This is a genomic window from Burkholderia sp. Bp9143, from assembly GCF_003853645.1.
In the GTDB taxonomy this organism is placed as follows: Bacteria; Pseudomonadota; Gammaproteobacteria; order Burkholderiales; family Burkholderiaceae; genus Burkholderia.
Genome location: NZ_QTPO01000039.1, coordinates 15,401 through 30,292, shown reverse-complemented (window position 1 = coordinate 30,292; position 14,892 = coordinate 15,401). Strand labels below are relative to the sequence as shown.

General features: G+C 66.0%; 14 protein-coding genes and 1 pseudogene. 7 read left to right on the top strand and 8 right to left on the bottom strand.

Annotated elements, in window-relative coordinates:
- Window positions 1-207: 207 nt before the first annotated feature.
- The gene (gene gcvA, locus DIE23_RS26475) at window positions 208-1,113 is read right to left on the bottom strand and encodes a transcriptional regulator GcvA (RefSeq protein WP_124614824.1); all 906 of its coding nucleotides are present in this window, start codon (window positions 1,111-1,113) and stop codon (window positions 208-210) included.
- 140 nt (window positions 1,114-1,253) lie between these two features.
- Between gcvA and DIE23_RS26470 the strand changes: the two genes are divergently transcribed.
- Window positions 1,254-2,543: an adenylosuccinate synthase gene (locus tag DIE23_RS26470; protein WP_124614823.1), complete on the top strand. Its 1,290-nt coding sequence runs from the start codon at window positions 1,254-1,256 to the stop codon at window positions 2,541-2,543.
- Window positions 2,544-2,780: 237 nt separating this feature from the next.
- Window positions 2,781-3,722 (top strand): LysR family transcriptional regulator, encoded by a 942-nt coding sequence (locus DIE23_RS26465; protein WP_124614822.1) that lies wholly within the window; start codon window positions 2,781-2,783, stop codon window positions 3,720-3,722.
- Window positions 3,723-4,028: 306 nt separating this feature from the next.
- Here the strand turns inward: DIE23_RS26465 and DIE23_RS26460 are convergent, their stop codons facing one another.
- From DIE23_RS26460 to DIE23_RS26450, 3 genes are all read right to left on the bottom strand, one after another.
- A complete protein-coding gene (locus DIE23_RS26460; protein ID WP_124614821.1) occupies window positions 4,029-4,742 on the bottom strand; it encodes a dienelactone hydrolase family protein in 714 nt (237 codons plus the stop codon).
- Between the two features lie 313 nt (window positions 4,743-5,055).
- Window positions 5,056-5,367, bottom strand: a complete 312-nt coding sequence (locus tag DIE23_RS26455) for a DUF4148 domain-containing protein (protein WP_124614820.1) — start codon at window positions 5,365-5,367, stop codon at window positions 5,056-5,058.
- A gap of 451 nt (window positions 5,368-5,818) precedes the next feature.
- On the bottom strand, window positions 5,819-6,784 hold the full coding sequence (locus DIE23_RS26450; RefSeq protein ID WP_124614819.1) for a GlxA family transcriptional regulator: 966 nt from the start codon (window positions 6,782-6,784) through the stop codon (window positions 5,819-5,821).
- A 216-nt stretch (window positions 6,785-7,000) separates the two neighbouring features.
- On the opposite strand from DIE23_RS26450, the gene DIE23_RS26445 reads away from it, so the two are divergent.
- From DIE23_RS26445 to DIE23_RS26435, 3 genes are all read left to right on the top strand, one after another.
- Window positions 7,001-7,642 (top strand): HD domain-containing protein, encoded by a 642-nt coding sequence (locus tag DIE23_RS26445; RefSeq protein WP_124614818.1) that lies wholly within the window; start codon window positions 7,001-7,003, stop codon window positions 7,640-7,642.
- Between the two features lie 306 nt (window positions 7,643-7,948).
- Window positions 7,949-8,404 (top strand): antitoxin Xre/MbcA/ParS toxin-binding domain-containing protein, encoded by a 456-nt coding sequence (locus DIE23_RS26440; protein ID WP_006753033.1) that lies wholly within the window; start codon window positions 7,949-7,951, stop codon window positions 8,402-8,404.
- Window positions 8,401-8,880, top strand: a complete 480-nt coding sequence (locus DIE23_RS26435; protein WP_124614817.1) for an RES family NAD+ phosphorylase — start codon at window positions 8,401-8,403, stop codon at window positions 8,878-8,880. The genes DIE23_RS26440 and DIE23_RS26435 overlap by 4 nt, the downstream gene beginning before the upstream one ends.
- Window positions 8,881-8,907: 27 nt before the next feature.
- On the opposite strand, the gene DIE23_RS40360 is transcribed toward DIE23_RS26435, so the two are convergent.
- Both DIE23_RS40360 and DIE23_RS40870 read right to left on the bottom strand, forming a co-directional pair.
- On the bottom strand, window positions 8,908-9,051 hold the full coding sequence (locus tag DIE23_RS40360; RefSeq protein WP_260436170.1) for a hypothetical protein: 144 nt from the start codon (window positions 9,049-9,051) through the stop codon (window positions 8,908-8,910).
- Window positions 9,033-9,462 (bottom strand): annotated as a pseudogene (locus DIE23_RS40870) (site-specific integrase); the annotation flags it as partial. The gene DIE23_RS40360 and the pseudogene DIE23_RS40870, both read right to left, overlap by 19 nt.
- A gap of 385 nt (window positions 9,463-9,847) precedes the next feature.
- Between DIE23_RS40870 and DIE23_RS26425 the strand changes: the two are divergent.
- Both DIE23_RS26425 and DIE23_RS26420 read left to right on the top strand, forming a co-directional pair.
- Window positions 9,848-10,525 carry a heavy metal response regulator transcription factor gene (locus tag DIE23_RS26425; protein ID WP_124614816.1) on the top strand — a complete coding sequence of 226 codons (678 nt, stop codon included), beginning with the start codon at window positions 9,848-9,850 and terminating at the stop codon, window positions 10,523-10,525.
- Window positions 10,525-12,003: a heavy metal sensor histidine kinase gene (locus tag DIE23_RS26420; protein ID WP_409364256.1), complete on the top strand. Its 1,479-nt coding sequence runs from the start codon at window positions 10,525-10,527 to the stop codon at window positions 12,001-12,003. The genes DIE23_RS26425 and DIE23_RS26420 overlap by 1 nt, the downstream gene beginning before the upstream one ends.
- On the opposite strand, the gene DIE23_RS26415 is transcribed toward DIE23_RS26420, so the two are convergent.
- Both DIE23_RS26415 and DIE23_RS26410 read right to left on the bottom strand, forming a co-directional pair.
- Window positions 11,984-13,477, bottom strand: coding sequence for an efflux transporter outer membrane subunit (locus tag DIE23_RS26415; protein WP_124614814.1), 1,494 nt, complete (start codon window positions 13,475-13,477; stop codon window positions 11,984-11,986). The two genes, DIE23_RS26420 and DIE23_RS26415, sit on opposite strands and share 20 nt — an antisense overlap.
- 31 nt (window positions 13,478-13,508) lie before the next feature.
- A complete protein-coding gene (locus DIE23_RS26410) occupies window positions 13,509-14,876 on the bottom strand; it encodes an efflux RND transporter periplasmic adaptor subunit (RefSeq protein ID WP_124614813.1) in 1,368 nt (455 codons plus the stop codon).
- Between the last annotated feature and the right edge of the window lie 16 nt (window positions 14,877-14,892).

The window sequence follows — 14,892 nt, the reverse complement described above, 5'->3', positions numbered from 1 at the left end:
TTTGGATGAGCAATTCGACATGCGTCGAACCTTCCTGCCCTCCATGAACGAGTCGGGAGTCCACCATATCCAATCTCAGAGGAATCCTACAGAATACGAAAATCGTCGCATGAATCGTGAGACGATAGACATTCATGCACAAGCAATTCGGGCCGGCGCAACGGCGCGCTCGAAACCGCACCAACTGACCGACCGCAGCCGACTCAGTCAGCGCCGCGCGTCCGCTGCCGCCGCGCTCCCCGTCGCTTTCAGCCAATCCTTGAATGCCCGCACGGCTTCGTCCTCCGCGCGAGCGGCCGCCACGTAAGTGAAGTAGCGCCACGGCGGCAGTGCCGGTTCGCTGAACGGCTGCACCAGCCGACCTTCGGCAATGTCGTCCGCGACGAGCGCGATCGGCCCCATCGCGACGCCGAGGCCGTCGAGCGCGCCTTGCAGTGTCAGATAGAAATGCTCGAGCGTGAGCGAATGCCGCGGCACCAGATTCGCGTGCCCGGCCGCCGCGAGCCACTCGGGCCACATGCGGGGATAAGTCGCCGCATGCAGCAGCGTGAAGCCGGCGAGATCGGCCGGCGTACGCAACGGCCTGCCCTCGAGCAGTTTCGGCGCGCATACGGGCAGCCGGACTTCGGACAGGAATTCCTCGGCGACATATCCGTCTATTGCCTGCGGACCGCCGCGGACGATCAGGTCGACCTTGTCGCGCAGCTTCTCGATCGGCTCGTTCGACGTCGACAGCCGTACCTCGATGGCCGGATGCGCAACCTGGAACGACGACAGCTTCGGCACGAGCCAGCGCAGCGAAAACGTCGCGGGCGCGCTGACGCGCAGCACGCGCTGCTGCCCCTGGCCGAAATGCTGCGCGGTGGCGACCGCGATCCGGTCGAACGATGCACCGACCTCGGCGAGGTACGCGCGACCGGCATCGGTCAGTTCGACCCGCCGGTTGTGCCGTTCGAACAGCGGCCGGCCGAGCCATGTCTCCAGTTGCTGGACATGCCGGCTGATCGCGCCATGCGTCACGCACAGCTCGTCGGCGGCGAGCGTGAAACTGCCGAGTCGGGCCGCGGCTTCGAACGCACGCAGCGAATTCAACGGAGGGAGTCGTCGGGCCATTCGTCGTGTCGCGTGAAATTTACTCACGCGAATGCTCAGGTTTAATCGTTTGATCGGGTCGTCCTGCTCCGCCAATATGGCACACAAGAGGCCGATACGGCCGAAATGTGTGTCTGGATTTTTCACATGGAGTATGGAGCATGCCGAACGTGGTGGTGGTGGGCGCCCAATGGGGTGACGAAGGCAAGGGGCGCGTCGTGGACTGGCTGGCGGCGCAGGCCGATCTCGTCGCCCGCTACAACGGCGGCCACAATGCGGGCCATACGCTGGTTGTCGGCGACAAGACGTACAAGCTCGCGCTGCTGCCGAGCGGCATCGTGCGCGGCAAGCGTGGCGTAATCGGCAACGGCGTGGCGCTCGATCCGGAAGCGCTGCTGGCCGAGATCGGGCGGATGGCCGCGCTCGGGCTGTCGGTGACGCCGGACAATCTGTCGATCGCGGAGAACGCCACGCTGGTCCTGCCGATTCACCGTGCGATCGACCAGGCGCAGGAGCGTCTGCGTCGCGAATCCATCGGCACCACGCTGCGCGGGATCGGGCCTGCCTACGAGGACAAGGTCGGGCGCCGCGGGCTGCGGATCGCCGATCTGGCGGAGCCGGGCCGTCTTGCCGACAAGCTCGACGTGCTGGTCGATCACCACAATGCATGGTTCCGCGGCCTGGGGCTCGAGCCGTGTTCGCGCGACGCGATGTTGGCAACGCTGGTCGACATCGCGCCCAAGATCCTGCCGTTCGTGCGTCCCGTGTGGGCCGACCTCAACGAGGCGAACGACCGCGGCGAACGCATCCTGTTCGAGGGCTCGCAGGCCGTGATGCTCGACATCGACTGGGGCACGTATCCGTTCGTGACGTCGTCGGGCACCGTCGCATCGGCCGCGGCGGCCGGCACGGGTCTCGGCGCATCGAAACTCGGCCATGTGCTGGGCGTGACCAAGGCGTACGCGACGCGCGTCGGTGGCGGCCCGTTCCTCACCGAACTGACCGACGCCACCGGCGAAACGCTGCGTGCACGCGGACAGGAATTCGGCGTCAACACGGGCCGGCCGCGCCGCTGCGGATGGCTCGATGCCGCGCAATTGCGGCAGGCCGTCCGGATCTCGGGCATCGACTCGCTCGCGCTCACCAAGCTCGACGTGCTCGATGGCTTCGCGTCGATCGAGCTGTGCGTCGGCTACGAACTCGACGGCGCACGCGTCGACCATCTGCCCGCAAGCCTCGATGCGCAGGCGCGCGCAACGCCCGTCTACGAAACGTTCGCCGGGTGGGACGGCACCGTGAAGGGCGTGCGCGAGCGCGCGGCGCTGCCGCGTGCCGCACAGGATTTCATCGCGCGCGTCGAGGCGGTCGCGGGCGTGCCCGTGTCGATGATCACGACCGGCGCCGAGCGCGAGGACACGATCGTGCTGAGCAACCCCTTCGACCGGGCCTGAGCGCGACGCGGCGCGTGCAATGCGCGCCCGGCAGGCCGCCGCCATGCGGCCTGCACCGATCCGGTGCCGGTCGTCCTTCTGCATGGGTTGCCGCGTAAATGATGGTGCGCCGTTGCGGCGCACGGCAAACTGGACACGCCTGCACCGCTGCGGTACTGTTCCGCACAATTCGCGCCAGACCGGATCGTGCCGGAGCAGGCGCCGCTGCAAGGCGATTTCAATCCCGGGGACATGTCGATGGACACGTTACAGATGATGCGCATTTTCGTCCGGGTGGCGGAGGAGGGCAGCTTCACGAGCGCGGCCCAGCGCCTGGACATCACCACCGCCTACGCATCGCGGTCGGTCGCGCAACTCGAAACGCACCTGCGCACGCGTCTGCTCAACCGGAGCACGCGCCGCATCGCATTGACCGATGCCGGGCAGCGCTATCTCGACCGGTGCCAGCGCATCCTCGGCTATATCGATGAAGCGGAAGCCGAGGCGGCGGACGCGCAGGCGAAGCCGTCGGGGAGGCTGCATGTCCATGCGACGACGAGTTTCGGCCAGGCCTACGTGGTTCCGGCAGTCATGCGTTATCGGCAGCGCTACCCGTCGGTGGCAGTCGAGCTCACGCTGTCGCAGCATGTGCCCGACATCATCGACGAAGGCTACGACGTGTCGCTGCAGCTGAGCGCGACGGAACTGCCCGATTCGGGGCTGGTGTCGCAGCGGCTCGGCGACGTACACAGCGTGCTGTGCGCGTCACCCGCCTATCTGAAGGAGCACGGCACGCCGCGCAACGTGCGCGATCTCGAAGCACATGCCTGCCTGCAGATCGTCACGCCGATCTTTCCGCGCGACCGCTGGCATCTCGACGGCCCCGACGGTCGCGAGACGTTCGAACTGCCGCTGCCGGATTTCCAGGTCAACATCGCCGACGCGCTCGGCGCTGCGTTGCGTGCCGGTCTTGGAATCGGCTCGTTGCCGATGTCGACCGCGGTGCCCGCACTGGCGAGCGGTGCGCTGGTTCGCGTGTTGCCCGAGTACCGGCTGCAGAAGCTGACGGTCTACACGCTGTACGCGTCGCGCCAGTATCTCGACGCGAAGATCCGTACATTCGTCGATTTCCTGCGCGAATGCGTGCCTGAAATGCTTTCCGCCGACGAGGCGGCGCTGCGCGGTTCCTGCGAGTCGTGAGCGAAGACGGACAATGTGTGCCGGGTCGGATGACACGGCGCACATTACGTAGTCCTTGAGTCGACGTTCGGTCGTGCCAGATGATTCGCATACCGAACTTGATGATGCGGGCGCTGCGGCACGACGTCGCCGACCGGTTGCATCGCTCGATGCACGCATTGATGAAAATGCGGTGTCGAACCCGTGACGCGCGAGACGCTCGCGTCACACATTCATCGCCGCAAATGACAACGCCACGGATGCAGATCCGTGGCGTTTCGCTTTACGTGCATCGCTGCACGGCGGCCGCGAGTGTCCGCTACGGTATTACTGCTGCTTGCCCCAGAGCGTGCGACCGAAGAACGTGAGCGTGCGATCCCACGCGATCTGCGACCATACCGGATCGAACTGCGTGCCGCCGATGCGGCCCGGGCCGATGGCCGTTTCGTTCGCGAACGCGTGATGCGCGAGATAGCGGTGGAATTCGACGTCGACCTTTGCGTCGGTCAGCTTCTTCTCCAGCGCATCGACCTGGTCGATCCCGAAGAACGCATCCTGCGTACCCCAGTGCCCCATCAGCGGCACCTTGATCTTCGACGGATCGAGGTAGTCGAGCGGCGGGAAGCCGTACCACGTGACGCCGGCGTCCGCATCGGCGAACTGCAGCGACAGCAGCGTGAGAGCGCCGCCCATGCAGTAGCCGGTGATCGCCACGCGCGACGCGCGCGTCTTCAGGTATTGCACCGCGCCGGGAATGTCCTGCGACGCGGCGTCGCCGAAATCGAGGCCCGTCATCAGGTGGTGCGCTTCTTCCTCCTCGACCGTCGACTTGCCGCGATACAGGTCGGGCACGAGCGCGAAGTAGCCGCAGCGCGCGAGGCGATCGGCGACGCCGCGGATCTGGTCATTCAGGCCCCACCACTCCTGGATGACGACGACCGCGGGCGCACCTTCGGTCTTTTCCGGCGTGGCGAGGTAGCCCTGCAGTTCCTGGCCGTCCGGGCGGCGAAACGTGATCATGGAACCGGATGTTTGAGACATGAAACCGCTCCTTTTCGAAAAATGCGATGAGTGCGGCATCGGGTCGGCCAGCGAGTACGGTATGCCCGGTGACTCGAGGTTTCGCTCGCGTTCGCTTCGGCCGGCGCCGACCACGCGGCCATTCTATGCGCAAACGCCGGTGGTCTGCGTGAACGGTGCCACGCGGCGGCCGATCCGCGCTCGCGCATCGGTCGGGCTTCAGGCAGCGCGTACGTCGCGTGCATCGAAAGCGAAACACCCCGCCCCGATGAACGGGAGCGGGGTGTTTCGTCGGCAGCGGGCGTATCGCGGTACGCGCCGCGTGCGGCGCGTCTTACTGACCGAAATAGACCGAGTCGTGAGCGTTCTGCTTGACCGCGATCGTGCGGCCGGCACGCACGCCGGCGGCGGCTTGTGCGCCGTAACCCGTTGCGTCGCTATTCGTCGCGCGTGCCTGCGCGGTCTGCAGTGCATTCGGGTAGTGGACGTCGGACACTTCCGGCTTGTACCCGGCATGTTCGAGCTGGACGAGTTCTGCGCGGACCTGGGCGCGCGTCAGTTGGTCCGACGGGTTCGACTGAGCGAATGCGCCAAACGATGCGGACAGGGCGGTGGCAGTGGCGACTGCGTAGATGAACGACTTCATGATGACCTCCGGTTTTCGTAGATTTCGCGCTTCGCTTGCTGCGTTGAGCGGTTGATTGCATCGTAGCGATCGCGATACCGGTCGGAAATAGGCGTTCCAGCGAATAATTATTGCAACTGGGTAAACGATTCGCGGAAAAATAGGAATTTTGTCTGATGATTGTCGGCATGCCTGATGGCGGTCATGGGTTGCGGTTGGCGCGTGATCGTCGCGGCAGCGGGTGATTCGAGCATGGCATGTCGACGCGGAAACGATGGGCTGGCACGCTCCAGGACAGCGGCGTATGGCGATCGCACGCCGACCTTGACCGGTAGACAGCTCAATTGAATCGGATAACGAAGTATTGGTGGTGGACACGGAAATACGCGCCCCCATCGCGTTGCAAGCGAAGCGGGCCTTTACCTTCACGCATCGACGGGAAGGTCCGTGCCGCCTCGTCGGGCGTATCGCATCACGCGTCGACGACCGCCTGGCGTTTCCGGTATTCGGCAGGCGTGATCCCGACATGCCTCGCGAACGACCGTCTGAGCGTATCGACATTCGCGAAGCCGCATTTCGCGGCGACCTGCTTCGGCGTGTCATGTCCGTTTTCGAGCAACTGGCGTGCCGCCGCGACGCGGGTCGCTTCGACCCACGCGGCCGGCGTCGTGCCGACCTCCGCGCGAAAGAGCCGCGCGAAGTGGCGCGGGCTCATGCCTGCGTGCTTCGCGAGTTCCATCACCGAGTGTTCGAGTTCCGGATGGCTGGCGATCCAGCGCTGGACTTCCTGCAGCACCGAACGCCCGGCCGGGCGTGCCTCGCCGCCGCGGCTGAACTGGAGCTGCCCGCCCGGGCGCTTGAAGAACATGACGAGTTGCGCCGCGACGCGCCGCGCGATTTCCCGGCCGAGATCTTCCTCGACCAGCGCGAGCGCGAGATCGAGTCCGGCCGTGACGCCGGCACCGGTGCGCAGCTTGCCGTCGCGTACGTACAGCGCGTCCGCTTCGACCGTGAGCGATGGATAGGCATCGGCGAGCGCATCGGCCGCGGCCCAGTGCGTCGTCAGGCGTCGTCCTTTCAGCAGGCCGGTTGCCGCGAGGATGAATGCGCCGGTGCAGATCGAGCCATACCGTTTGCTTTGCACGGCGGCCGACCGCAGCCATGCGAGAACGTCGGTGCGCAGCGCGATCCGGCCGGCACCCGGTGCACCGGCAACGAGCAGCGTGTCGATGCGATCGGGGATGTCCGGAGCAATCCAGTCGCCCAGCAATTTCGCGCCCGATGACGTGCGGATCGGGCCGGACTCGCTCGCGATGATCCGCAGCGTATAGAACGGCTTGCCGCATTCGGCGTTTGCCTGTGCGAATACGTCGAGCGGCGCGGAGACGTCGAGCAGTTGTACGCCCGGTACCGCGAAAATACCCACGACCTTCGGCATGTTCGGTTGCGTGTTGTGTCGAACGTGACGCGTAGCAGTATAGACGCGCCGTGCGATGCGACGGGCGGGGCGTCGGCGCATTTCGCGGGGGCGATTCGATGGCTCCGGCAGTGATGGCCGTCGATCGAGCAAAATGGCAGGATTTGGCGTAACACGCTGATTGATGCCAAACAGCGGTCTCCGGAGAATGAATGCTGTCTTCCATGGAGGTCGATCATGACTGTGAACGTCGCCGGCATCACCCTTCCCGATAGCCAACTCGCCCGCGAGATCACCGAACTCGTACGGGATACCGAGTCCGAACTGCTGTTTCATCACTCCAGCCGCGTGTACTACTTCGGTGCGCTCGCGGGCCAGCGCCGCGGGCTCGACTACGATCCCGAACTGCTCTATTGCGGCTGCATGTTCCATGACATGGGGCTCACGCATCGGCACAGCAGCGCGTGCGAGCGATTCGAAGTGGACGGCGCCAACGCCGCCCGCGATTTCCTGAAGAGCAAGGGCATTTCGCAGCAGGACATCGACGTCGTGTGGACTGCGATCGCGCTGCATACGACCCCCGGGATTCCGCAGCACATGCATCCGGTCGTCGCGCTCGTGACCGCGGGTGTCGAGATGGACGTGCTGGGCCTCACGTATCCGGAGTACAGCGACGTCGAGCGTGAAGCCGTCGTTCGCGCGCATCCGCGCACGCCGCATTTCAAGGAAGACATCATCCAGGCGTTCTGCGACGGCATCCGGCACAAGCCGGACACGACGTTCGGCAACGTGAAGGCCGATGTGCTGGCCGACAAGAATCCGCATTTCCATGCAGGCAATTTCTGCAGCGTGATCCGATCGTCGGCGTGGGCCGGCTGATTGGTGTCGGTGGCGGGCAGGGCGGAGGGAAGGCGCACCGTGCGTCGCCCGCCGCACTCGATGCCCGGACGGTGGCGGGCACCGATCTGCCGATGGTTATTCATTAGAAGAGTTGTTACGTGACAACGGCATGACGTCAGCGATCCACTTTCGCACCACCCGACAGACGCGTCACGGGGCGGGGTGGCGAGCGGAAAGCCGCTCCGCCGACACCCGCGACTGTGCTCCATCGAATGGCTGACAACCGAATTCGCCCATCTTCGGCAAAACGCCTATAATGGTTGGGCAAATTGCCGGAGAAGAGTCATGAGCACGATCGCGTTTCACCCTTCGGGCGTCGCGCACCCGCGCCAGGCCGAGTTCACGATCCTCGAGCAACTGCTCGCGATTCGCGTGCGCTCGGGCGCCGATCTCGCCGAGCTGGCGAGCGCGCGCGTCGACGTCGCGGTGATCGACCGGCTGTCGGAGCGCGGCCTGAAGTCGGACGAACTCGCCTTCATCATCCCGCGGCGCACGCTGAGCCATCGCCGCCAGGCGCACGAGCGCCTGTCGCCGGAGGAGTCCGACAAGGCGATCCGGCTGGCGCGCATCGTCGCGCAGGCGACGGCCACGTTCGGCGACCAGGACAAGGCGATGGCGTGGCTGCGCAACGGGCTCCAGCGCTTCGGCGGACGCACGTCGCTCGACATGTCGAGTACCGAGCATGGCGCGCGACTCGTCGAGGAAGCCCTCACGCAGATCGATGAGGGGTACTTCGCTTGACGACGCTGTGGCGGATCAGCAATTACGCGGACCTGAAAGGCATCGGCGGATTGCGGGCCGGCGGGCGCTGGCATTTTGCCGGGCAGCCCGTCGTCTACCTCGCCGAGCATCCGGCGCTCGCGTTGCTCGAGACGCTCGTTCACTTCGAAATCACCACCGTTGCGCAATTACCGAGCGGCTACCAGCTGCTTCGGGTCGAGGTGCCTGAATCGGTGGACGTTGCCGAGATCGCGGATGGCGATGCGCCGGCCGACTGGCGAGAGAACGTCGACTGGACCCGCAGCGCCGGTACCGAGTGGCTGCACACGCAGCCGAGCGCCTTGCTGCGCGTACCGAGCGTCGTCGTGCCGCACGCGCACAACTTCCTGTTGAACCCGTTGCACCCTGCCGCATCCGACATCCGCGTCGCGGAAGTCATGCAGTCGCCGTACGACAGCCGGATTCTGCGGCTGATCCGGTCGAACAAGAGCGAATAGGGCTGGTTGTGCTTCGTCGCGAGCCGATCAGTGCTCGCGCGCGGCGCGGTCCGCGGTCGCATCGGACGCCAGCGTCTGCCGGATCCGCGTGACCGTTCGCGAGTTGGCGAGGCCGAGTATCGCGCTGACATCGGCATGCGGCCGGCCGTCGAGATCGCGCGATTCCGGCACGCGGCCGGCGTATCGTCGGGGCGCGGCTGGACATGGCGCTGCAGTGCGGCGTCGGCGTCGGCCGACAGGCAGCACGGTTCGGGCTCGCCTTTCGACCATGCGAGGACGTGCGTCGTCCGGCCTGCGGGGTGGATCGTTCGCACGCCAGCCTCGACCAGATGCCTGCACAGCCGGTAGCCGGTCAATCAGCTTCGCGTAGCGCACGCGTGTCGACGTGACCGGCGCACAGCTGCGTTCGCGCTCAGTCAGGAACGCTGCGACGGGATCGGGGCCGAACGTCGCCAGTGATGCGCGACCAGGTGGAGCAGGAAGCGTTCGAACATCGCCACGTGCTGCGCAACCGGCCGCGGCCGTTTCCTGCCACGCGCGAAATGCGCCGACGGGGTCATGAATCCAGCGATTCGTGTCCACTGCTCACGGACAAGTTTGTCGGAATGAAATCCTCATGATGCATTGATCGATCAGAGACTTGTTGATCGTTCGAGTTGTCGGTTCTCTTCGTGCAGGTATGGGCAGCGAGTTATTGGAGGCAGTTCGATGACTCGCCACGCAAGTGGTCTTGCACGGTATCGGGGATGATTGCATAGGCGAAGGAAGTTTCCTGGCGATTCCTCGGGTGCTGAACGAATGGGATCGTCGGGTGGGCCCGCGTGCGGAATGCCGCGACAGTCAAGGCACTGACCTGTTGATTACATTTTCGTAATCAAGCGGTGCCGCTGGCTCGCGAGGCTTTTCGCCCGCCGGTTTACCGGTAACATCGCCGCATATATCCCAATCGAATGCGATGGAGCCGATCATGCGCATCCTGATAGTCGAAGACGAGCCGAAGACAGCCGCGTATCTAAAGAAAGGGCTCGAGGAATCCGGCTTCAGCGTCGATCTCGCGAAGGACGGCGCGGAAGGGCTGATGCTCGCGCAGGAAGAGACCTACGACGTGATCGTGCTCGACGTGATGCTGCCCGTGCTCGACGGTTGGGGCGTGCTCAAGCGCCTGCGCGATACACACACCACGCCCGTGCTTTTCCTGACCGCGCGCGACGACGTGCAGGACCGCGTGCACGGTCTCGAACTCGGCGCCGACGATTACCTCGTGAAGCCGTTCGCATTCGTCGAACTGCTCGCTCGCATCCGCACGCTTGCTCGCCGCGGGCCACCACGCGAGACAGAGCGCATCGTGGTCGGCGACCTGGAAATCGACGTCGTGCGCCGCCGCGTAAAGCGCGGTACGGTACGGATCGACCTGACGCCGCGCGAATTCTCGTTGCTGCAGTTGCTCGCGCGCCGGCAAGGCGAAGTGCTGAGCCGCACGCAGATCGCGTCGTATGTCTGGGACATGAACTTCGATAGCGACACCAACGTCGTCGAAGTCGCAATCCGGCGGCTGCGCGCGAAGATCGACGATGCGTTTCCGGTCAAGCTGATCCACACGGTGCGCGGTGTGGGTTACGTCCTCGAACCGAAGGATGGTGCGTGATGCTCGGTCGATCGCTTACCGCGACGCTCGCGCTCGCGTTCGGCGCGACCATGCTCGCCGTCTTCGCGCTCGTCGGCACCTACGTGTACACCGGCCTCGAGCGGCAGGTCAGCACGCAGGACGATCTGGACATCGTACTTTCCGCACGACATACGCGCCGGCTGGCGGGCGAACTCGATTCGCTCGACGCCGTGCGCACGCATGCGGACCGGCTGACGAGCCAGGTGCTCGGGAGCGCGGCACTTTCGATGGCCGTGATCGACGGACGCGGCAATGTGCTCGTGCGGCACAACGTCGGTCGAAACGAGCGCGACGATCTGCCGACGACCGCATCGGGCACAGCGTCGCCCGTGAAACCCATAGTGCCCGATGGCGAACTGTTTCCGCCTCGCGCGACGCCTGTGCCGGCGGCCGAACGAATTACAGTCGACCGGATTTCGACATGGAACGCCAATGGGGGCACGCCCGTACGCGGCGTCGTCACCGATGCCATGCTGCGCGATGGTACGCAAATCCGGATTGCAATCGCGCGCAATATGGCTGATCGCGCCGAACTGCTCGACGGCTATCGCGACAAGCTGAAGATTGCCGGCGGGCTCGGCGCGCTGGTTGCGATGCTGCTCAGCTACTGGCTGATCCGCACGGCGCTCGTGCCGTTGCGCGAGATCGTCTCGAACACTGGCCGGATTACCGTCGACAGGCTCGACGCGCGGCTCGACGCCGCGCGCGCGCCGCGCGAACTGCGCGCGCTCGTCGATGCACAGAACGCGATGCTCGGCCGCCTGCAGCAAGCGTTCGGACATCTGTCGCAATTCAGCGCCGATCTCGCGCACGACCTGCGCACGCCGCTGAATAACATGCGTGGCGCGACCGAGGTTGCGCTTGCGCGGCCGCGTACACCCGGCGAATACCAGGCGCTGCTCGAATCGAATCTCGAGGAGTACGACCGTCTCGCGCGGATGATCGAGAACGTGCTGTTTCTCGCGCGTGCCGAACACCCGACCTTCGTGACGCGGCAGCGCGCATTTGATGTACATGACGAGCTGACACGCATCGCCGAATACTTCGAAGGACTCGCCGATGAAGCGGGTTCGACGCTGCGCGTCGATGGGCACGGCCAGCTGACTGCCGATGTCGAACTGTTTCGCCGCGCGGTCGGCAACCTGCTCGCGAATGCGCTTCGCTATACGCGTGCAGGCGGTGTCATCGCGCTGCGCGTCGACGAAACGGCGGACGCGGTACACGTCGTCGTCGAGAACCCGGGCGAGCCGATCGATCCCGCGCTGCTGCCGCGCATTTTCGATCGATTCGTGCGCGGCGACTCCGCGCGCAGCGGAGGCGTGCCGGGCGGCACGGCCGGACTCGGGCTCGCGATCGTCCGCTCGGTAATGGAGCTGCACGGCGGCACCGCGCGCGTCGAAAGTGATACGGCGGGCACGCGGTTCATCCTCACGTTCGTCAGGAACCCTGCGCGTTGATCGCCGTGCCTGACACGGCGGCGGAGGCGGTGATATCCGCGCCCGCGTGCCAGCCGCCGCCCAGCGCCTTGAGCAATCCGACCGAAGCGGCCATCCGGCGCGCAGCGATCTGGTCGGCCTGGCGCTGATTCGTCAGCGCGATCGTCTGCGCGGTCACCACGTCCAGATAGCTGACGGCGCCGGCTTTGAAGCGATTCGTCGTCAGCCGCAGCGACAGGTCGGCCGCGTCGGTCGCGCGCTGCTGACTGGCGGCTTCGGACGCGAGCGCATCGAGCCCGGACAGTTGATCCTCGACCTGCTGGAATGCGACCAACACGGTTTGCCGATAGTCGGCGACCTCGCCGTCGTACTGCGCGTGCGCGCCGCGCAGCGTCGCGCCGCGCCGGCCACCGTCGAACAGCGTGCCGACGAGTTGCGGGCCGAGCGACCAGAACAGGCTTGGCGCGCTCAGCCACGGCGCGAAGAACCCGCTTTCGAGCCCCGCGCTAGCCGATAGCACGAGGTCGGGGAAGAATGCCGCGTGCGCTTCGCCGATCTCTGCATTCGCGGCCGCGACGCGACGCTCGGCAGCCGCGATGTCAGGCCGTCGTTCGAGCAGTTGCGACGGCACGCCGGTCGGAATGGCAGGCACGTCGAACGCTTGAACTCGCGGCGGCAACGCGAACGTCGACGCGCTTTCGCCGACGAGCACCGCGATCGCATGCTGGAGCTGAGCACGCGACGCGTCGATGTCGGTATCCAGCGTGCGAGTTGCTTCCAGCTGTGTCTCGGCTTGTGCGACCGCGGACGCATCGATCGCGCCAGCCGCGAGCTGCTGTTGCAGTAGTTTCAGCGCATCCGCATACGCGCGCACCGTGTCGTCGAGCAGCCGCTTTTGCGTATCGAACGAGCGCAGCGCGAAATAGTCGGTCGCCAGTTCGGCCGTGACCGACAGTTTTACGGCTTGCAGATCGGCCGCGCTCGCGTCTGCGTTCGCCTGCGCACTGGCCACTGCATCGTGCACGCGGCCGAACACGTCGGGTTCCCAGCTTGCCGCCACGCCGACTTGATAGTCGGGTGTCGTCTTGCCGGCGAGCGACGAACCAAGCTTGTTCTGCGATATGCGTGAACGGCTTTGCGCAACCCCCGCCGTGACTGTCGGCAGAAACCCCGCATGCTGGTAATCGACCATCGCGCGCGCTTGCTGGAGATCGGCAACGGCTTTCTTCACGGTCTGATTCGACACGTCGACGCGCGCTTCGAGCGCGTTCAGATCTGCGTCGTTGAAAACGGTCCACCACGCGCCGCGCGACGCGGTATCGGCCGGCACCGCGATATTCCAGCCCGGTTGCGCGGCTGGTGCGCCTGCATAGTGCGTGGGCACGGCCACAGCGGGCGGCGAATAGGGCGGCAGTGTCGAGCAAGCGGCCAATACGGCGGTAACGCCGAGCGCGACGACGCGGCAGGCGAATGGGAGCGGGTGAGGAAGACGCATGGCGGGAATCTCACGGGTGTGCATGGGTGGGTCAGGCGCGGGCGTTCGACGTATGCGCAACGGGCGCGGAGGCGGGCATGGACGCCGCCGCGCGTGGCGCTGACGGCACACCGCTTGCCGTGCCCGGTTGCGCTGTCGGCGAAGCGGCTGGCATCGCGCCGTGCTCGACCGACACGATCTTCACGGTATCGCCGCTTGCGATCGAATCGCCCGGGTTATCGATCACACGATCGGTCGAGCCGAGCCCCGTGACGATCTCGACATGTGTGCCGAAATCGCGCCCGATCTGGACGGTCTTCAGCTCCGCGCGTCCGTTCGCGCCAACCGTTGCAACCGTCACGCCGGCCGACCGGAACAGCAGCGCACTGACCGGTAGCTCGAACGCGGGGGCCGCGCTTGCCACGAGCAGGTGCGCCTGCGCATACGCGCCGGGCAGCAACGCGCCATCGCGATTGTCGACGTCGATCTCGACACGCAGCGTCCGCGTGACCGGGTCGATCGCGCCCGCACTGCGGGCGACGTGTGCGGCGAAGCGCCGCCCTGGATACTGCTGCGTGGTCAGGTAGACGGCCGTACCGGCCGATACGCCGGCCGCACTGTCCTGTGGCACGTCGACGAACACACGCAGCGTGTCGGTCTGCTCCAGATGGAACAGTTCGCCCGACAGCCCGGGGCTGCCCGGCGTGCCGCCAGCCGTCACGAGCGTGCCGACGTCGACGTTGCGTGCGGTAATCTCGCCGTCGAACGGTGCGGTCACCGATTCGTACGACACGAGCTCGTTCAGATGCGCGGCATTGGCCTGCGCGGATGAGAGCATCGCGCGCTTCGCGTTCATGTCGGCAACCTTCGTGTCGGTGTCCTGCTGCGACACCGATTGCGTCTTCAGCATGTCCTGCCAGCGCTGCGCGGTCGATTTCGCATAGTCGTAGTTCGCTTGCGCGGTCGCCGTGTCCGCGCGCGCCTGGCGCAGTTGCGCGTCGAGGTCGGGCGCCGTGATCTGCGCGAGCGTCTGCCCGGCCTTCACATGCGTGCCGATGTCCGCGCTCCAGTGTGCGATGTAGCCGCTCGTGCGCGCGTAGATCGACGCTTCCGCATACGGCATCACTGCGCCCGGCAGCGTGAGTGTCTGCTCGGCCGGGGCGGCGCCGGGCTGGATCACGGTCACCGGCAGTGCCTGCTGCGCAGCCACCTGATGGCGTTGCGCGGCGCGCGCGTCGATGCGTGGCATGATGCCGATCGCGAGCAGCGCGGTGGCGACTGCAATTGCGGCAAGCGGGACGGCCAGCTTGCGACCGCGCCGGGACGGAGGCGTTTCCGGCGCCGCACGTCGCTCGGCCGGTGGCATCGTTTCCGGTTCGGCAGCCGGCGGCGGGGTGAGAGGTTCGGTCGTGTCGTTCATGATGAGTTCGAGGTCG